Source organism: Phenylobacterium sp., assembly GCF_019636135.1.
Classification (GTDB): Bacteria; Pseudomonadota; Alphaproteobacteria; order Caulobacterales; family Caulobacteraceae; genus Phenylobacterium.
The window spans coordinates 101,872-118,689 of record NZ_JAHBYD010000015.1; the positions used below are offsets into that span (position 1 = coordinate 101,872).

A 16,818-nucleotide genomic window follows, 5' to 3' on the forward strand; every position below is an offset into this window, starting at 1 on the left:
TCGATTCCGAGGCCCCACGCGGCTGGAGCGCAGATAGCGTCCGGGAGGGACGCGAGCTGCAAATCGGGGTTTTGGGTGGCAAAGTCAACTGACGGCCGGGGTTTATGGCCCGGCCGTGGCCTTTTGGCCGCAGGGCTGACGGGATGTGCGCTCGGGGAAGGGATGCGTCCGATGAGGGGTCTGGCGGGAGTGATCGCGGCGCTGGCGCTGGGTGCGGCCGCAGTCGCGCAGGCGGCCCCGTCTGCGGCCGACAAGACGGCGATCGCCGCCTACGAAGCCAGGCTGGGCCCGAATGACAGCCCGCTCGCCGCGCGGATGGCCGAGCTGCACGTGCCGGGCGTCAGCATCGCCTTCATCGAAGGCGGCCGCGTGAAATGGGCCAGGGCCTATGGCGTCGCGACGGCCGGCGGGCCGAAGGCCACGCCCGCGACGCTGTTCCAGGCGGCCTCCATGAGCAAGGCGGTGGCGGCGGCCACGGCGCTGCGCCTCGCCGACCGGGGCAGGCTGGACCTCGACCAGGACGTGAACGCCCGATTGCGGGCGTGGAAGGTCCCCGAAAGTCCGTTCACGGCGGAGGCGAAGGTCACCATGCGCGGCCTGCTCAGCCATACGGCGGGGCTCACCGTCGGCGGCTTTCCCGGCTATGCCGCCGGCAAGCCGGTCCCGAGCACCGTGCAGGTCCTGGACGGAGCGCCGCCGGCCAATACGCCGGCCGTGCGCTCGTGGGAGGCGCCGGGCCGCTATGCCTATTCCGGCGGCGGCTACACCGTGGCGCAGTTGTTGATCGCGGAGGTGGGCGGCGAGCCCTATCCGGACCTCGCCGAGCGGCTGGTGCTGCGGCCGGCGGGGATGACGGCTTCGACGATGGCGCAGCCGCTGCCCGAGCGGCTGATCCCGAAGGCCGCCAGCGGCCACGACGCCAGGGGCCAGGTGATCCCGGGCGCGCGCAACACCTATCCGGAATATGCCGCCGCCGGGCTCTGGACGACGCCGTCCGACTACGGCCGGTTCCTGATCACGGTGCAGGAGTCCTGGGCCGGGCGCCGCGGCGCCCTGCTGAGCGCTGCGAGCGCGAAGGCCATGGTGACGCCGGTGGACGCCTCGGCCGGCTACGGGCTCGGACTGCTGACCGGCCGCCGCGGCGGCCATCCCTACGTCACGCACGGCGGCAGCAACGAGGGCTTCCGCTGCGATTCCCTGGCGTTCCTCGACGGGTCGCGGCAGGGCGTGGTGGTGATGACCAACGGCGACAACGGCTCGCGCCTGGCGGGCGAGATCCTCGCCGCGCTGGGCCGGGCCTACGGCTGGGGGCCGCCCGATCCCGACAACAAGGCCTCGACCCGCCGCGCGCCGTTCATCGCGCCGCGGTGAGCGGTCCGGGCCTGCGGGACCGCAGGGCGGCGGGGATCCGCCTCCACGGCTTTCCTCCGCAGCAGGGTGAAGCTAGGACATCGGCATGACGAAGCCGATGGTCCTGGTCGCCGCCGCGGCCCTGGTCGACGTGGACGGCCGGGTGCTCCTGTGCCAGCGGCCCGAGGGCAAGCAACTGGCCGGCCTGTGGGAGTTTCCCGGCGGCAAGGTCGAGCCCGGCGAGACGCCCGAGGCCTGCCTGATCCGCGAACTGGACGAGGAGCTCGGGATCACCGTGACCAGGGCGTGCCTCGCGCCGTTCGTGTTCGCGAGCCACGAGTACGAGGGCTTCCACCTCTTGATGCCGCTCTACCTGGTGCGGCGCTGGGAGGGGACGGTGCGGGCGGTCGAGCACAAGGCGCTGGCCTGGGTGCGCCCCAACGACATGGACGCCTATCCGATGCCTCCGGCCGACCCGCCGCTGGTGGCGTGGCTCCGGGACCTGATCTGATGCGGGCGCTTCTGGTCGCCCGGTCCGCCTGGATAATCCCCTGAACGTCATGGCCGGGACAAGCCCGGCCATGACGTTCAGAAGGGGGAGTGGGCTAAAGCCCCGCCCGCCGCGTCTGACGCGTCGCCTCCACCACGCACCGGCCGGGGTCGGCCATGGCGTGGACGCCCAGGCAGTAGATGTCCTCGTAGTGCGTGCCGGCGGCGGCGAGGCACTGGTGGTAGTTGAGCTTGGCGAGGCGCAGGCACTGGCCGCTCTTCGGCTCCTGCATCAGCGCGCGCGCCGCGCCGTCCTGGCCCAGCACGGTGAGCGCCGCCACCGCGACGCCGCGGGCCACCACCGGGCTCGCGCCGCCGCGCCGGCCGCCCTCGGCGATGGCGGCGGAGAGGCGGGCGCGGTCGGCGGGCTCGGCGCGGTAGCCGGCGGCCTGCTTCACGGCCGCCAGCCGCTGGGCGGCGTTGGGCACGCGGGCGCGCGACCAGGCCTGGTGCTGGACGCTGTAGGAGGCCTTGCGCACCCGCTGGCCGGCGTCGGCCAGCGCTTCGCCGCGGCGGGCCAGCGCGGCGTTGGCGCGGGCGGCGGCGGCGTTCGCGCCGGGCAGGCCGAGTGCGGCGTTCGGGTCGGCGGCGATGCGCCGCGCGGCGCCGCGGTCGGCGCGGACGGCGGCCACGAAGCCGGGCTCCTGCATCGCCGCCAGCGCGGCGTAGGCGATCATGCCGGCCTCGAGCTGCCGGGGCTCGTAGCCCGCGCCGGTGAGCAACCGCTGGCCGATCTCGGTCGGGTTGGCGAACGCCGGATCGATGGCGGCGGCGCGCCGCGTGTAGGCCTCGAAGGCGCTGGCCTGGCCCGCGAGGCCGACGGCCACGTCGCCGGACGACGGCCGCTGCGCCTGGCGCTGCGGTGGGGCCGAACGCGTGGCGCAGCCGGCGAGCGTGAGGGCGATGAGCGCAGCCGAGAGGCCGTGGAACAAGCTTGGGCGCACGTCGAATACTCCCCCGACGAACCGCCCCCCGATGACGCGGGCCTGGCCGCGAACGGCCCGGCCTGCGCCGTGGCCGACTGTCGCGGCGGGAGGGTTAGCGGAGTGTTACCGGGGCGGCGCCCAGCCGGTGATCGTGAGGATCTCGAAGGTCGCCGGGATGCGGCCGTCGGGGGTCCCGAAGCGCTCGGCGTAGAGGTCGAAGGCGCGGGCCAGCAGGCGGCGGGTCAGCGGCCTGGGGTGGCGTTCGGCGAGCACGCCGGTCTCGCCCATCTGGCGCAGGTCCGCGAGCAGCTTCAGCGGGTGCTCGTAGGTCGCCGTCACCGTGTCGATGTCGGCCACCGGCTGCTGGAAGCCGGCGCGCTGGAGCAGGCCGGCGGCGTCGCGGGCGTCGGCGAAGGGCGAGACGCGGCTGCCCGCGCCGCCCAGGATCTCGGCCTCGGCGGCGACCAGCGATTGGCGCAGCTCCGTCAGCGTCACGCCGCCCAGGAACGCGCCGATGAAGAGGCCGTCCGGCTTCAGCGCGCGCCGGGCCTGGATGAGCGCGCCCACCACGTCGTTGGTCCAGTGCAGGCCCAGCGTCGAGACGATCAGGTCGAGGCTCTCGTCGGCGAACGGCAGGCGCTCGTCGTCGGCGACGAGGCGCAGGCCGGGGCGGCCCGCCAGCATGCGGTGCGAGAGGTCGGCCTCGATCAGCGCCCCGACCTTGCCGGGCGCCTCGTCCGCCAGCGCCTCGGCGAAGGCGCCGGCGCGCGCCGAGAGGTCGACGGCCAGCGGGAAGGTGCGCATGATGGGCGCCAGGCGCCCGGCCACGTCGACGGCGGCCCGCCGCTGGAGGAAATCGGCGTTCGCGAAGCCCGGGGCCGCGCGGTCCAGGCGCTTGCGGTGCAGGTTTCGGTCGAACAGTTTGGGCGGGGTGGCCATTTGGAGCCGGAAAGAGACGATTTCGTCGAGACTTGGAAGCCCCGCGTGCAGGCGGCGTGGCGCGGCGCGCTCGACATGCTGTTCCCGCCGCAGGCGCTGGACGGCGGCCCGCGGCCGCTGGCGGGCGGCTTCACCGCCGACCGCTGGAGCCGCATCCGCTTCCTCGACGGCCCCGTCTGCGACGGTTGCGGCGCGCCTTTCGACTTCGACCCCGGCGCCCGGTGCGCGGCGTGCGTGGCGAAGCCGCGGGCGTTCGATGCGGCGCGGGCGGCCTGCCTCTACGACGAGAGCTCGCGCGACCCGATCCTGCAACTGAAGCACGCCGACCGGCTGGACCTCGCGCCCATGTTCGCCCGCTGGCTCAGCCGCACGGCGCGCGACCTGATCGAGGAGGCGGATGCGATCGCGCCGGTGCCGCTGCACCCGATGCGGCTGATCGCGCGGCGGCACAACCAGGCGGCCGAGATCGCCCGGCCGCTCGCCAGGCTGACGGGGACGCCCTACCTGCCCGACGCGCTGGTGCGTCGCCGCCGCACCGACACCCAGGCCGGCAAGTCGGGCTCGGGGCGGCGTCGCAACGTGGCCGCGGCGTTCGAGGTGCCCGCGTCGCGGCGCAAGCTGGTGGACGGCCTGCGCATCCTTCTGGTCGACGACGTGTTGACCACGGGCGCGACGGCCGAAGGCTGCGCGCGGGCGCTGAAGGCCGCCGGGGCCGCCCGCGTCGATCTGGCGGTGGTGGCGCGGGTCCAGGCGCGGGGACTCACTATATGAAGTGTCAACGACGACCCATGTGAGCGAGATGACCCAGGTCACCATCTACACCAAGCCCTACTGCCCCTACTGCATCCGGGCGGTGGATCTGCTCGAGCAGAAGGGCGTGGACTTCACCGAGATCGAGGCGGCGTTCGACCCCGACAAGCGCCAGGAGATGATCGCGCGCGCGGGCGGCCGGGCGACGTTCCCGCAGATCTTCATCGGCGACCGGCACATCGGCGGCTGCGACGACATGATGGCCCTGGAACGCGCCGGCAAGCTCGACCCGCTGCTGAACGCGGCCTGAGGCCGGGGCGGGCGGTCCCGCGCCGCTTCAGGGCGCCACCCGGACGCGGCCGACCGTGGTCTTGCCGTCGCGCGTCTGGAGTTCGTACTCCACCACGTTCGCCGAGATCGCGCCGCCGGCCTGTTCCGGCTGCACGTCCACGATCTGCAACAGGGCGTCGGCGACGAGGTTGGGATACGGGCCCGCCCGGTCCATCACGGCCTGGGCGTCGGCCTTGGGCACGCGCCAGATCTGGGCGACCTGGCCGTTGGCGAAGCCGACCTTGACCTCTTCGCCCAGCGCCTTGAAGCCGTAGCTGGAACTGGGCGCGAAGGCGGCGACCCGGAACTCGCCATAGGTGGGGTCGTACGGCAGGCCGTCCAGGTTCGTGCTCAGGCGCAGGCGGCCGACGTTGGCGACCGACCGGGCGGCGGCCTCGAGCTCGGCGCGGACCTCGGCGCGGCGCGCGGCGCGGTCCTGGGGCTGCGCGTACCTCACCCGCCCGTCGTCCTCGGTCCACTTGTCCAGCGGCGCGGGCACGCCGGAGAGCGAGTGGTAGAGCATCACCATCTGCAGCTCCGAGGGGTTCACCAGCTCGCCGGTCCGCTTGGCGAGGTCGGCGCGAACCGGCGGGGCGGCGGCGGGCGCCGTCGCGGTCCCTGCCGGCGCCGCGGCGACCGAGACGCCGGCGGGCGGCCCGGCGGCCGTCGAGGGCCTGTCGCCGCGGCCGCAGGCGGCGAGCGGCAGAAGCGCGATCAGCGCCCAGTGTCTCAAGGTCGCCCCCATCACAGTTTCGGCGCGTCGGCGTTCTGGTTGGCGCGCTGCACCTCCTTGGCGCGGCGCTGGGCATCGGCTGCGGCGAGCGCCTTCTCGGTGGCCTCGATGGCGGCGTAGCCCTTGGCCTGATCGGCGATCCCCAGCTCCAGCGAGCGGGCGAGGTCGGGGTTCGTCTTCAGGGGCACGATCCGCGCGGCGACGGTCAGGCCGCAGTCCGGGTTGAGCGAGAAGCCGTTGGACGTGGCGCGGACCCGCCCGAGGCAATTGCCGGTCAGGGGAGAGTCCCGGTCGAGCGGGCGGCCCATGGCGTCGTGCAGCCAGTAGATCTCGCCGTTCTGGTCGAGGGTCGGCGGCCCGTACTTGTCGGTGAGCGCCTTGCGGACGGTCTCCAGCGGCGGATTGCGCCCCTCCTCGAACCATTGCTCGCGCCAGACGCCGACGACCCGATCCTGGTCCGGCGGCCCGATGGTGGAGACATAGAAGAGCTGCTGGCCCGGCTTGAGGGCGTCGACCACGCGGTTCGCGCCGCGCGCCGCGGCGTCGTCATGCATCTTCTTCAGGATCTCCTGGCTGGTCATCTCGGGCTCGCGCGGCTTGGCGTCGAAGCCCTGTCGAAGGCGCTGGCCGTAGCTCTCGATGTCGAAGCCCGTCGTCGTCGGCTTCACGTCCAGGCTCTTGTCCTCGCATTGGACCAGGTTCGCCGCCTCGTCGTAGGTGAGGCCCGGCCGCACGCCCACCACGTCGTCCACCGGCGCCCCGGCCGGCCGGGCGGCGGTCTGCAGCCGCGCCGGGCAGTGGACGCGCGGCGCCTTTTCGCCCGCGGTCGAGGCGGTCGTCGAGGCCGCCGGGCCGCCGCCGCCCTCCGTCTTCTTCTGGCAGCCGCTCAGCAGTACGCCGAGCGCCAGCGCCGTGGTCGCCCAGAGCCTTGTCCGCATCATTGTCCGTAACTCCCCAACGCGCCCGCCGCGAAACAGGCGCGGCGGTTCTCGAAGGCTAGGGAGGGGCGGCGCGGGCCGTCCTCACGCAGGTCTCAAGAAGTTCTCAAGGCGGAGATTCAGCGGCCGAGCTCGGCCTTCAGCCGCCGGGCGATGCGGGCGAGGTAGGGGTCGGCCGCCGGCTTCTCGAACGCGGCCCCCACGGCGGCGAGGGCGGCCAGCGCCGCCGGCCGGTCGCCGCGCGCCAACGCGATCCGCGCCTTCGCGAGGTCGGATGGCGGACGATCTCTGGGCCGACGATCCCGACACCCGGATGTCGTCGTCCTACGCGCCGTTCGGCAAGATCACGCCGGTCGAAGGCGGCTTCCGCGTCAGCGGGCGATGGTCGTGGTCCAGCGGTTCCAACCACTGCTCCTGGGTGATCCTGGGCGGTGTGGCGCCGCGCGCTTCGGCCGACGGCCCGCCGGACGTGCGCGCCTTCGTGATCCCGCGCGCCGACTACGAGGTGGTCGACGTCTGGCATGTGCTGGGTCTGAAGGGCACCGGCAGCAACGACATCGTGGTCCAGGACGCCTTCGTTCCGGAGCACCGGACGCACCAGTTCGCGCACTCTTTCATGATGGCCGACACCGGCCGGGCGACCTTCACGTCCAGGAACTACCGCTACCCCTTCGGCGTGATCTTCGCCTACAGCCTCTCGGTCGTGACGCTCGGCATGGCGGACGGCGCGCTGGAGGCCTTCCGGGAGGACATGCGCCAGCGCCTGGGCGCCTATGATGGCGCCAAGGCGATGGAAGAGCCGTTCGTACGCCATCGCCTGGCCGAGGCGGAGGCGATCATCCGCGGCCTGCACGCCCGGCTCGAGGCGAACTTCGCCGAGATGGACGACTACATCGATCGGGGCGAGGCGTTTCCACTGCCCCTGCGGGTCCGCAACAAGTGGGACGCCCAGTGGATCGCCAAGGAAGCCCAGAAGGCGGTGGAACTGCTGTTCAAGGCCAGCGGGGCGAGGGGCATCAAGCTCGACAGCCCGATGCAGCGCTACTTCCGCGACGTCCACGCCGCCTCGAACCACGCCTTCCTGAACGCCGACAAGGGCTCGCTCAACGCAGGGCTCGTCGAACTGGGCGGCATGACCACCGACTTCACGCTTTAGGCCACGACGGCCGCTTCGCCGACGTCCGCGGGGCCGACCCCCGGTCGGCGGCCCTCAGTCACCAGGACCCTCGCCTCCATGACCCAGAACGCTATCACCAGCCACTTCGTCGAGTTCGACGGGCTGAAGGTCCACTACAACGAGATCGGCCAGGGACCGGCGCTGATCTTCGTGCATGGCGGTGGGCCGGGTTCGTCGGGCCTGAGCAACTTCTCGCGCAACATGGAGGCGTTCGCCGACCGCTACCGGGTGATCGCCATCGACCTTCCGGGCTACGGCCAGTCGACCAAGCTGAAGATCGCCGAGCCGCTGTGGGGCTACTACGCCAAGGTGCTGGCCGGCTTCATCGATGCGCTGGGGCTGGGCAAGGCGCACCTCGTCGGCAACTCGCTGGGCGGCGCCTCGGCGCTCAAGACCGCCCTCGACTTCCCAGGGAAGGTCGATCGTCTGGTGCTGATGGGGCCGGGCGGCGGCTACTCGCTGTTCGAGAAGACCCCGAGCGACGGGATCAAGTCGCTGGTCACTTTCTACATGCCGCCGGGCCCCTCCATCGAGCGCCTGCGGGAGTTCCTCCAATATCTGGTCTACGACCCCTCGTCAGTGTCGGACGAGGTGCTGCAGGAGCGGCTTGAGAGGGCGACCGATCCCGAGACGGCCGAGTTCATGCCGCTGCGCCTCGGACCGAACATGGCGCCGATGACCGACCTGTGGCGCGAGCGGCTCGACGCCCTGCCGCACGAGACCCTGATCATCTGGGGCCGCGAGGATCGGGTGAACCCGATGGACCAGGGCCTGATCCTGATGCGCCAGATCCCCAAGGCGCGGTTCCTCGTGATGCCCCAGTGCGGCCACTGGGCCCAATGGGAGAAGGCCACGGAGTTCAACCGCCTGGTCGCCGGGTTCCTTGAGGGATGAGCGGCGTGACCCTCGAAAGTCTCGCGGCCGACCTCTTCGCCGCCCGCGCCACGCGCACGCCGATCGGGCCGATCCGCCTGGCGGATCCGTCCCTCGACATCGACGGCGCCTATGCGATCCAGAAGGCCAATATCGACCGGCTGCTGGCCGGCGGCGCGTGGCGCGTGGGCCGCAAGATCGGCCTGACCTCGCTGGCGGTCCAGAAGCAGCTCGGCGTCGACCAGCCGGACTTCGGCGTCCTGCTCGACGGCATGGTCCGGACCGCCGACCGGCCGCTCGACCTGGCCGAGCTGATCGCGCCGCGGATCGAAGGCGAGATCGTCTTCCGGATCGGCCGCGATATCACCGAGCCCGGGCTGCCGACCGAAGCCCTCGCCGGCCACGTCGAGGCCGTGGCGGCGGGCTTCGAGATCGTCGACAGCGCCATCGCCGGCTGGGACATCAGCATCATCGACACCATCGCCGACAACGCCTCCTGCGGCGTCTTCGTCATCGGCCCCTGGCAGCCCTACGCCACGGGCCGCGACCTGAAGAGCCCAGCCATGACGCTGACGCGCGACGGCGAGGTCGTCTCGACGGGCAGCGGCGCCGCCAGCCTCGGTGACCCGCTCCAGGCATTGGCCTGGCTGGCGGAGACGGCGATCCGTATGGGCGATCCGTTGCGGGCCAGCGAGTTAGTGCTGGGCGGAGCGCTGGGACCGATGATCCCGTTGACCGCCGGCGACTACGACCTGGCCATCGACGGCTTCCCACCGCTGAGGGTGCGGGCTGCATGAAGACCCCGGTCGCCATCATCGGGTCGGGCAATATCGGCACGGACCTCATGATCAAGATCATGCGGCTCTCCGAGACGCTGGAGGTCACCGCCATGGTCGGCGTCGATCCAGCGTCGGACGGGCTTGCCCGGGCAGTCCGGCTCGGCGTGGCGACCACCAATGACGGCCTCGACGGCCTGCTGGCGATGCCCGCCTTCAAGGATATCCGCATCGTCTTCGACGCCACCTCCGCCGGCGCGCACCGGTGCCACGACGAAGTGCTGTGCGCCCACGGCAAGCGCGTGGTCGATCTGACTCCCGCCGCGTTGGGCCCCTACGTCATCCCGCCGGTGAACGGCGCCGACCACCTCGATGCGCCCAACGTCAACATGGTGACCTGTGGCGGCCAGGCGACGATCCCGATCGTCGCGGCTGTGAACCGGATCAGTCCGGTGATCTATGGCGAGATCGTCGCGTCGATCGCCAGCAAGTCCGCCGGGCCGGGCACGCGCGCCAACATCGACGAGTTCACCGAGACGACGTCCAAGGCGATCGAAGTCGTCGGCGGCGCGCGGCGCGGCAAGGCGGTCATCGTGCTGAACCCGGCAGAGCCGCCGCTGATGATGCGCGACACGGTCTATTGCCTGTGCGGGGACGCCCACCCGGAAGCGGTCCGGGCCTCGGTGGAGGCCATGGTCGAGGAGGTTCGGGCCTACGTGCCGGGCTACCGGCTCAAGCAGCCCGTCCAGTTCGAGCGGATCAGCCACAACGAGACGCTCTTCATCCCCGAGATGGGCGAGGCGTTCTCCGGCCTGAAGGTGAGCGTGTTTCTCGAAGTCGAGGGCGCCGCCCACTACCTCCCGGCCTACGCCGGCAACCTCGACATCATGACGTCCGCGGCGCTTCGCACCGCCGAGCGGATCGCCGTGCGCGAGCGGGATGGGGCCGCCGCATGACCGCCACGCCCAAGCGCCTCTATGTCCAGGACGTCACCCTGCGGGACGGCATGCACGCCATCCGTCACCGCTATTCGCTGGACCATGTCCGCGCGATCGCGAGGGCGCTCGACGCGGCCGGCGTCGACGCGATCGAGATCGCCCATGGCGACGGCCTGTCCGGCTCGACCTTCAACTACGGATTCGGCGCCCACACCGACTGGGACTGGATCGCGGCCGTCGCCGAGGTGGTCACGAGCGCCAGGCTGACGACGCTGCTGCTGCCCGGCATCGGCGCCGTTCACGACCTCAAGCGCGCCCATGAGCTAGGGGTCCGGTCGGTCCGCGTCGCCACGCACTGCACCGAGGCTGACGTCTCGAAGCAGCACATCGAGGCCGCCCGCGGCCTGGGCATGGACGTCGCGGGCTTCCTGATGATGAGCCACATGAGCGACCCCGAGACCCTGGCGGGACAGGCGCTCCTGATGGAGAGCTACGGCGCGCACTGCGTCTACGTCACTGACAGCGGCGGCGCGATGACCATGGACGACGTCGCCGCGCGGCTGCAGGCCTACGACCGGGTGCTGAGGCCTGAGACCGAGCGCGGCATTCATGCCCACCACAATCTCAGCCTCGGCGTGGCCAACTCCATCGCTGCCGTCCAGAACGGCGCCGTCCGGGTGGACGCCTCCCTGACCGGCATGGGCGCCGGCGCCGGCAATGCGCCGCTGGAGGTCTTCATCGCGACGGCCAACATCTATGGCTGGGCGCACGGCGCGAACCTGTTTGCGCTGATGGACGCCGCCGAGGATCTCGTGCGGCCGCTGCAGGATCGTCCGGTGCGGGTGGATCGCGAGACGCTCAGCCTCGGCTATGCCGGCGTCTATTCGAGCTTCCTGCGCCACGCTGAGAAGGCGGCTAATGACCACGACCTCGATGTGCGTTCGATCCTGCTCGAGCTCGGCCGCCGCCGCATGGTCGGCGGCCAGGAAGACATGATCGTCGATGTCGCCCTCGACCTTCGGGCGCAGCGAGACGCCAAGGCGGAACAGCAATGACCAGGACCTATTCGACCACCATCGTCGTGGCGGGCTCCGGCCCCGTGGGCACGTCCCTCGCCATCGAGGCGGGCCTGCGGGGCGTGGACGTCATCGTCGTCGAGCCCCGCGCCGCCGACGAGCCGCCCAGCGCAAAGTGCAACACCGTCGCGGCCCGGACGATGGAGACGTTCCGCCGCTTCGGCATCGCGGAAAAGGTGCGGGCCGCCGGCCTGCCGGACGACTATCCGACCGACACGATCTACTGCACCGGCCTGACCGGCTACGAGCTGACGCGCCTGCGGCATCCGTCGCGCAACGAGCGCAGCGAGCCCGGCTTCGACGACAGCGACTGGCTGACGCCCGAACCGATGGTTCGGGTGAGCCAGCTATACCTGGAGCCGATCCTGCGCGCCCGCATGGCGGAAATGCCGACCGTGAACGTGCTGAACCACACCGAGGTCGTCCGCTACGCGCAGGACGATGACGGCGTCACGGTCTTCTGCCGAACCACGGATGGCGAGGACGTGACGATCAAGGCCCGCTTCCTGGCGGGCTGCGACGGCGGTCGCAGCACCGTTCGCAAGGCCATGGGCGTCAAGCTGGTCGGCGACGCCGAACTCGGCCGCACGCGCACGACCCTGATCCGCTCCGCCGCGGTGCGGGACCTGTTCGGCGACCGCCGGCCCGCCTGGATGAGCTGGGTCGTCAACGACAAGGTTCGCGGCAATGTCGTCGCCATCAACGGCGAGGATATCTGGCTGGTGCATCGTTCACTGACCAGCGCCCATGCTGACTACGATGATCTCGACTTCGATCAGTCGATCCGCGACGTGCTGGGCGTCGGCTCCGACTTCACCTGGGAGGTGCTGGGTCACGAGGACTGGGTCGGCCGCCGTCTCGTCGCGGAGCGGTTCCGGGACGGCAACGTCTTCATCGCCGGCGACGCCGCCCACCTCTGGGTGCCGTTCGCCGGTTACGGCATGAACGCCGGCATCGCCGACGGCGTCGCCCTGGCCTGGGTGATGTGTTCGGTCGCCAAGGGCTGGGCGCCGGCCACGCTGCTCGACGCCTACGAGGCCGAGCGCCTGCCGATCACCGATCAGGTGTCGCGCTTCGCCATGGAGAAGGTGCTGGAGAACACCGCGGCGATGGGGGGCGGGGCTCCACCGCCCGCCCTTACCGCCGAGGGGCCGCAGGGCGATGCGATGCGCCAGGCGATCGGTCAGGTGCTGCACGGCATCAACGTGCCGCAGTTCGCGCCGGCCGGGCTGAACTTCGGCTACTTCTACGACCGCTCGCCGATCATCGCCTATGACGGCGAAGCCGCACCGTCCTACGACATGGGCTCGGTGACGCCGTCGACCGCGCCGGGCTGCCGCATGCCGCACTTCTGGCTCGGCGAGGGGCTGTCGGTCTACGACCGCCTCGGTCCTGACTACACGCTGGTCCGCTTCGATCCGACCGTAGACGTCGGGGCCCTGACGAATGCTGCGGCTGTGGCCGGCCTGCCGCTTCTCGTGATCGATGTCGGCAGGCCGCCGGCTACGGAAGCCTTTCGCCACGCCCTGCTGATCGTGCGCCAGGACCAGACCGTCGTCTGGCGCGGCGACGCGCCGCCGCTGGACAACGCCGGCCTCGTCGACCGCCTGCTCGGCCGGTTCACGACCGTCGCCAGCGTCGAGGCGCCCGCGTCGTCCGGGCCGCCGACGCAACCCACCTCCACGCCTGCACTCCAAGGACCGACCATGAGCATCGCCAACCTCGGCTACATCGGCTTCCGCGTCAGCGACGTCGCCGCCTTCAAGGCCTTCGCCACCAACGTTCTGGGTGTCATGGTCGCCGACGAGCGCGAGGGCGGCGTCCGCTTCCGCGTCGACAGCCTCGACTGGCGCATCGCCGTCGAAGAAGGCCCCGAGAACGATATCGTCTTCGCCGGCTACGAGGTCGCCGGCGCCGCAGAGCTGGCGGAGATGTCCCGCCGCTTGACGGCTGCCGGCGTCGCGGTCGGGAACGGCGACCCGGCCCTGCTGAAGGAACGCGGCGTCTGCGGGATGATCACCTGCGCCGATCCCGACGGACTGCGCCTTGAAATCTATTACGGGCCGACGGAGCGCACGAACCAGCCGTTCGTGTCGCAAGCCGGCGTGAAGGGGTTCGTGACGGGCGACCAGGGCGTCGGCCACATCGTGCTCGCCACCAACAACATCGATGCGACCCGGGCCTTCTATACCGACCTGCTCGGCTTCCGGCTCTCGGACATCATCCGCATGCAGCTATCGCCGGAGTTCGGCATTGACCTGGAGTTCTTCCACTGCAATCCGCGCCACCACACGCTGGCGCTGGCGCCGATCCCGGCGCCCAGGAAGATGCATCACTTCATGCTGCAGGTCGGCTCGCTGGACGAAGTCGGCTTCGCCCTCGAACGGGCCGAGGCGGCCGGGGCGCCGATCACCAACACGCTTGGCCGGCACAGCAACGACCAGATGGTGTCCTTCTACGCCCGAACGCCGGCCGGTTTCGAGGTCGAGTTCGGCTATGGGGCCATCGAGGTCGATGTGGCGACATGGCAAGTCCGGCGCCACGACAAGATGAGCAGCTGGGGGCACAAGCGCTTGGCCTGACCGCCGTCCGAGGGTCCGCTCTCCGGACCGACGCCAACGTCCGCTCCTGGCGCCTTGGCGACCTCCAGCTTCGCTTCGCCGCATTCCGCCATTCTGCGCGGCGCTCCTGATGTAGCCGTTCGCGCTTGCGCCATTCGTGAATGTTGAACCCCGGCACAGGCGGTGCAGGAGCGGCCGGCTTCTGGGCCTGCAAGACGGGCCCATATGACGGATCGGGTTGGCGCAGAGCGCGGAAACGCGGGGGATTTCGGGGACCAGCCCCCCGCAGGAGACCGGTCGCCCAGACTGCGTGGCGGCCCGGGAGGGACTCGAACCCCCGACCTTGGCTTTAGGAAAGCCCTGCTCTATCCGGCTGAGCTACCGGGCCGCGCGCCGGGCGGTGGTAGCGCAGGGGCGCACCACACCTCAAACGAAAACGCCCGAAACGAAAAACGCCCGGCGGTGAGGCCGGGCGTCTCGCGTTCGGATGGTTGGAAAGACTTCAGGCCGCGACGGCGGCGGTCTTGACCAGCGACTTGTTCAGCATGGCGATGGCCGCGTCGCGGTCGATCTGCTCGATGGCGGCGACTTCGCGGGCCATGCGGTCGAGGGCGCTCTCATAGAGCTGGCGCTCGGAGTAGGACTGCTCGGGCTGGTTCTCGGCGCGGTGCAGGTCGCGCACCACCTCGGCGATCGAGATCAGGTCGCCCGAGTTGATCTTGGCCTCGTACTCCTGGGCGCGGCGCGACCACATCGTGCGCTTCACGCGGGCGCGGCCCTTGAGGGTGGTCAGGGCCTTGGACACCACGCCGGTCTCGGCCAGCGAGCGCAGGCCGGCCGTCTTGGCCTTGGCGGTGGGAACGCGCAGCGTCATCTTCTCGTGGTCGAAGGTGATGACGTACACCTCAAGCTTCAGACCGGCGACTTCCTGGGTTTCGACCGCCTGCACCTGGCCGACGCCGTGCGCCGGGTAGACGACGTGATCGCCAACCGAGAATTCCAGACCGCTCTTGCTCATCGAGATACCTCTCATATCGGTCCACGTCCTGACGTGGAGCTACTGCCAAGCTTCCGGATGAGCGACAAAACCACCTCGGCCGCGAACGAGCCGCGGCGGCGTCGACATTGTGAAAACCGGAAACTGACCTCTTAAGACACCCTTCGCCCGATCCGGCGTGGCCGGCGGTTCGTTCTTGATCCGAGTCCGACGCGGGCGAAGCCATTCGTGTCGCGTCGTTTGCGACATTAACACAAAAGACAGCCGAATGAAAGGGTTGGCCCGGCCCGCGAACGGCCGCGCCCGAGGAAGGCCTAGGACCCGCGGCCCGGCTTCTCGGAGAAGTATTTCTCGAACTTGCCCGTCTCGCGCTCGAAAGCTTCCTTGTCGGCGGGGGGCTCGCCCTTGACGGTTATGTTGGGCCAGACCTTTGAATATTCGGAATTGATCCGCAGCCACTTGCCGTCGGCGTCGTCCTCGGTGTCGGGCTTGATGGCGTCGACCGGGCACTCGGGTTCGCAGACGCCGCAGTCGATGCATTCGTCCGGATTGATCGCCAGGAAGTTCTCGCCCTCGTAGAAGCAGTCGACCGGGCACACTTCCACGCAGTCCATGAACTTACATTTGATGCACGGATCCATCACGATGTAGGTCATGGCGGCGGCTTGAAACTCCGAAGGTTCCCGAGGTCGGGGCGTGGGTTTTTCCCGGCGCGGGGCACGAAAGTCAATGCCGCGGGCCGCCAGCTTTTCTGCAAGCGGGGCTAGCTGAAGGTCTCTGCGAGATCGGCCTGCTTGCGACCGGGCGGCGGGCCGAAGCCGTTCGTGCGCTGCTGGCCCGGGATCAGACCCAGCGTGACCAGTGCAGCGAGGTGGACGAGGCTGCCGACCAGGCCGCCGGTTTCCGCACCCAGCGTGCTACGCAGGAAGAGGGCCAGGAGATTGGAGCCGACGTTGATCAGCAGCGCGACCCAGCCGGATATGCCCAGGTCATGCAGGCGACGGATCATAGCGAGCAGCAGCGGTAGCCCGGCTAAGGCCCGAACGATCTGCGGCAACGTCGTGAATTCCAGTGCGCCGTCGACGGCGAGCGTGGGTAGGAGCCATATCCAATACTCCCGCCGCCGGGCGCGACCGGCGACCCAGCGGCCCAGTCTGTCCGTCCCCGGCTCCGGCCCGCGCTTGGCCGCGTGCTCTTCGTCGTCGCTCATGGATTTCCCCGCCCGAAGACGACCTTAGGCTCAGCCTTCCTCCAGCGTCGAGTAGAGCGTCCGGGCCTCGGCGGCCGGGCCTCGGCGGTCGCCCAGGGCCTCGACGCGCACCGCGATGAGCCGGCCGTCGAGGGCGAACACCAGTTCGTCGCCGGGCTTCACGGGCCGGGCGGGCTTGTCGAGGCGGTGCGCCTCCTGGCCCGGGCGCGTCAGGCGCACGCGGCCGTCCTCCAGGAACTTCGCCGCCATCGAGCGGGTCTTGAAGAACCGCGCGCGCCACAGCCACACGTCCGCCCGGCAGGCGTCGGCCTCGCTCACGATCCGGCGGCCTTGCGCCGGCGTCGGCGGCGCGGCGGGGCGGGCGCGTCGCGCAGGGCGGCCAGCGCTGCGAAGGGCGAGTGCGCCGGGGCGGCCGCCTTGCGCTCGACCGCGAACTCCTTCTCGAAGCGGCGGCGCCAGACGCTCGCGCCTTCGCCCGGCTTCGCCGCCGCGGCGTAGCCCAGGCCCTTCAGGATCGTGCGCGCCTCGTCCGGGCTCCAGCCGAGCGCGGCCCGGGCGGCCTCGGAGAAGACCACGCCGCCGTTCTGCCGCTCGCCGGCCCGCAGCGCCTCGTCCAGTCGCTCCAGTTGCTCGACCGGGACGGAGAGGCCGCGCACGGCCCGCAGCCCGTAGGCGGACAGCGCGCGCGCCGACGG

At 70.9% G+C, this 16,818-nt stretch carries 19 protein-coding genes, 1 tRNA gene and 1 pseudogene; 10 read left to right on the forward strand and 11 right to left on the reverse strand.

The window, feature by feature from the left end:
- The first annotated feature begins 171 nt into the window (after positions 1-171).
- Entirely contained in the window at positions 172-1,371 is a 1,200-nt protein-coding gene (locus KF737_RS12225) for a serine hydrolase (RefSeq protein WP_296454829.1), read from the forward strand.
- An 85-nt stretch (positions 1,372-1,456) separates the two neighbouring features.
- The gene (locus KF737_RS12230; RefSeq protein ID WP_296454831.1) at positions 1,457-1,861 is read left to right on the forward strand and encodes a (deoxy)nucleoside triphosphate pyrophosphohydrolase; all 405 of its coding nucleotides are present in this window, start codon (positions 1,457-1,459) and stop codon (positions 1,859-1,861) included.
- A gap of 94 nt (positions 1,862-1,955) precedes the next feature.
- Here the strand turns inward: KF737_RS12230 and KF737_RS12235 are convergent, their stop codons facing one another.
- Together KF737_RS12235 and KF737_RS12240 are read right to left on the reverse strand one after the other, a co-directional pair.
- The gene (locus KF737_RS12235) at positions 1,956-2,843 is read right to left on the reverse strand and encodes a hypothetical protein (protein ID WP_296454833.1); all 888 of its coding nucleotides are present in this window, start codon (positions 2,841-2,843) and stop codon (positions 1,956-1,958) included.
- Positions 2,844-2,948: 105 nt separating this feature from the next.
- Entirely contained in the window at positions 2,949-3,764 is an 816-nt protein-coding gene (locus KF737_RS12240) for a methyltransferase domain-containing protein (RefSeq protein WP_296454835.1), read from the reverse strand.
- A 75-nt stretch (positions 3,765-3,839) separates the two neighbouring features.
- On the opposite strand from KF737_RS12240, the gene KF737_RS12245 reads away from it, so the two are divergent.
- Both KF737_RS12245 and grxC read left to right on the forward strand, forming a co-directional pair.
- A complete protein-coding gene (locus KF737_RS12245; RefSeq protein WP_296454868.1) occupies positions 3,840-4,535 on the forward strand; it encodes a ComF family protein in 696 nt (231 codons plus the stop codon).
- A gap of 28 nt (positions 4,536-4,563) precedes the next feature.
- The gene (grxC, locus tag KF737_RS12250) at positions 4,564-4,824 is read left to right on the forward strand and encodes a glutaredoxin 3 (protein WP_296454837.1); all 261 of its coding nucleotides are present in this window, start codon (positions 4,564-4,566) and stop codon (positions 4,822-4,824) included.
- Between the two features lie 27 nt (positions 4,825-4,851).
- Here grxC and KF737_RS12255 read toward each other — a convergent pair whose 3' ends face one another.
- The 3 genes from KF737_RS12255 to KF737_RS12265 form a co-directional block, all read right to left on the reverse strand.
- Entirely contained in the window at positions 4,852-5,577 is a 726-nt protein-coding gene (locus KF737_RS12255) for a hypothetical protein (protein WP_296454840.1), read from the reverse strand.
- Positions 5,578-5,588: 11 nt separating this feature from the next.
- The gene (locus KF737_RS12260; RefSeq protein ID WP_296454841.1) at positions 5,589-6,518 is read right to left on the reverse strand and encodes a hypothetical protein; all 930 of its coding nucleotides are present in this window, start codon (positions 6,516-6,518) and stop codon (positions 5,589-5,591) included.
- A gap of 116 nt (positions 6,519-6,634) precedes the next feature.
- Positions 6,635-6,763 (reverse strand): hypothetical protein, encoded by a 129-nt coding sequence (locus KF737_RS12265; RefSeq protein WP_296454843.1) that lies wholly within the window; start codon positions 6,761-6,763, stop codon positions 6,635-6,637.
- A 26-nt stretch (positions 6,764-6,789) separates the two neighbouring features.
- On the opposite strand from KF737_RS12265, the gene KF737_RS12270 reads away from it, so the two are divergent.
- The 6 genes from KF737_RS12270 to KF737_RS12295 all read left to right on the forward strand — a co-directional run bounded on the left by KF737_RS12270 (position 6,790) and on the right by KF737_RS12295 (position 13,937).
- A complete protein-coding gene (locus KF737_RS12270; RefSeq protein ID WP_296454846.1) occupies positions 6,790-7,671 on the forward strand; it encodes an acyl-CoA dehydrogenase family protein in 882 nt (293 codons plus the stop codon).
- Between the two features lie 78 nt (positions 7,672-7,749).
- On the forward strand, positions 7,750-8,586 hold the full coding sequence (locus tag KF737_RS12275) for an alpha/beta fold hydrolase (RefSeq protein ID WP_296454848.1): 837 nt from the start codon (positions 7,750-7,752) through the stop codon (positions 8,584-8,586).
- 5 nt (positions 8,587-8,591) lie between these two features.
- Entirely contained in the window at positions 8,592-9,362 is a 771-nt protein-coding gene (locus KF737_RS12280) for a fumarylacetoacetate hydrolase family protein (RefSeq protein WP_296454850.1), read from the forward strand.
- A complete protein-coding gene (locus KF737_RS12285) occupies positions 9,359-10,297 on the forward strand; it encodes an acetaldehyde dehydrogenase (acetylating) (RefSeq protein ID WP_296454853.1) in 939 nt (312 codons plus the stop codon). Before KF737_RS12280 ends, KF737_RS12285 begins: the two co-directional genes overlap by 4 nt.
- Positions 10,294-11,334 carry a 4-hydroxy-2-oxovalerate aldolase gene (gene dmpG, locus KF737_RS12290; RefSeq protein ID WP_296454855.1) on the forward strand — a complete coding sequence of 347 codons (1,041 nt, stop codon included), beginning with the start codon at positions 10,294-10,296 and terminating at the stop codon, positions 11,332-11,334. The genes KF737_RS12285 and dmpG overlap by 4 nt, the downstream gene beginning before the upstream one ends.
- A complete protein-coding gene (locus tag KF737_RS12295) occupies positions 11,331-13,937 on the forward strand; it encodes an FAD-dependent monooxygenase (RefSeq protein ID WP_296454856.1) in 2,607 nt (868 codons plus the stop codon). The genes dmpG and KF737_RS12295 overlap by 4 nt, the downstream gene beginning before the upstream one ends.
- A 290-nt stretch (positions 13,938-14,227) precedes the next feature.
- Here KF737_RS12295 and KF737_RS12300 read toward each other — a convergent pair.
- The 6 genes and pseudogenes from KF737_RS12300 to KF737_RS12325 all read right to left on the reverse strand — a co-directional run.
- Positions 14,228-14,304 (reverse strand) — tRNA-Arg (locus KF737_RS12300).
- 114 nt (positions 14,305-14,418) lie between these two features.
- Complete coding sequence (locus KF737_RS12305; protein ID WP_296454858.1) at positions 14,419-14,934, reverse strand: CarD family transcriptional regulator; 516 nt, start codon at positions 14,932-14,934, stop codon at positions 14,419-14,421.
- Positions 14,935-15,227: 293 nt separating this feature from the next.
- Positions 15,228-15,569, reverse strand: coding sequence for a ferredoxin FdxA (gene fdxA / locus KF737_RS12310; protein WP_296454860.1), 342 nt, complete (start codon positions 15,567-15,569; stop codon positions 15,228-15,230).
- A gap of 107 nt (positions 15,570-15,676) precedes the next feature.
- Complete coding sequence (locus tag KF737_RS12315) at positions 15,677-16,123, reverse strand: DUF805 domain-containing protein (RefSeq protein WP_296454862.1); 447 nt, start codon at positions 16,121-16,123, stop codon at positions 15,677-15,679.
- A 30-nt stretch (positions 16,124-16,153) separates the two neighbouring features.
- Positions 16,154-16,441, reverse strand: a complete 288-nt coding sequence (locus tag KF737_RS12320) for an RNA-binding S4 domain-containing protein (protein ID WP_296454864.1) — start codon at positions 16,439-16,441, stop codon at positions 16,154-16,156.
- A pseudogene (locus KF737_RS12325) lies at positions 16,438-16,818 on the reverse strand (phosphonate-binding protein); the annotation flags it as partial. The gene KF737_RS12320 and the pseudogene KF737_RS12325, both read right to left, overlap by 4 nt.

Coding starts and splice junctions, on each gene's coding strand:
- KF737_RS12245 (WP_296454868.1), top strand. CDS start 3,840: ATGCTGTTCCCGCCGCAGGCGCTGGACGGCGGCCCGCGGCCGCTGGCG.
- fdxA (WP_296454860.1), bottom strand. CDS start 15,569: ATGACCTACATCGTGATGGATCCGTGCATCAAATGTAAGTTCATGGAC.
- grxC (WP_296454837.1), top strand. CDS start 4,564: ATGACCCAGGTCACCATCTACACCAAGCCCTACTGCCCCTACTGCATC.
- KF737_RS12260 (WP_296454841.1), bottom strand. CDS start 6,518: ATGATGCGGACAAGGCTCTGGGCGACCACGGCGCTGGCGCTCGGCGTA.
- KF737_RS12230 (WP_296454831.1), top strand. CDS start 1,457: ATGACGAAGCCGATGGTCCTGGTCGCCGCCGCGGCCCTGGTCGACGTG.
- dmpG (WP_296454855.1), top strand. CDS start 10,294: ATGACCGCCACGCCCAAGCGCCTCTATGTCCAGGACGTCACCCTGCGG.
- KF737_RS12270 (WP_296454846.1), top strand. CDS start 6,790: ATGGCGGACGATCTCTGGGCCGACGATCCCGACACCCGGATGTCGTCG.
- KF737_RS12295 (WP_296454856.1), top strand. CDS start 11,331: ATGACCAGGACCTATTCGACCACCATCGTCGTGGCGGGCTCCGGCCCC.
- KF737_RS12275 (WP_296454848.1), top strand. CDS start 7,750: ATGACCCAGAACGCTATCACCAGCCACTTCGTCGAGTTCGACGGGCTG.
- KF737_RS12305 (WP_296454858.1), bottom strand. CDS start 14,934: ATGAGCAAGAGCGGTCTGGAATTCTCGGTTGGCGATCACGTCGTCTAC.
- KF737_RS12225 (WP_296454829.1), top strand. CDS start 172: ATGAGGGGTCTGGCGGGAGTGATCGCGGCGCTGGCGCTGGGTGCGGCC.
- KF737_RS12315 (WP_296454862.1), bottom strand. CDS start 16,123: ATGAGCGACGACGAAGAGCACGCGGCCAAGCGCGGGCCGGAGCCGGGG.
- KF737_RS12240 (WP_296454835.1), bottom strand. CDS start 3,764: ATGGCCACCCCGCCCAAACTGTTCGACCGAAACCTGCACCGCAAGCGC.
- KF737_RS12285 (WP_296454853.1), top strand. CDS start 9,359: ATGAAGACCCCGGTCGCCATCATCGGGTCGGGCAATATCGGCACGGAC.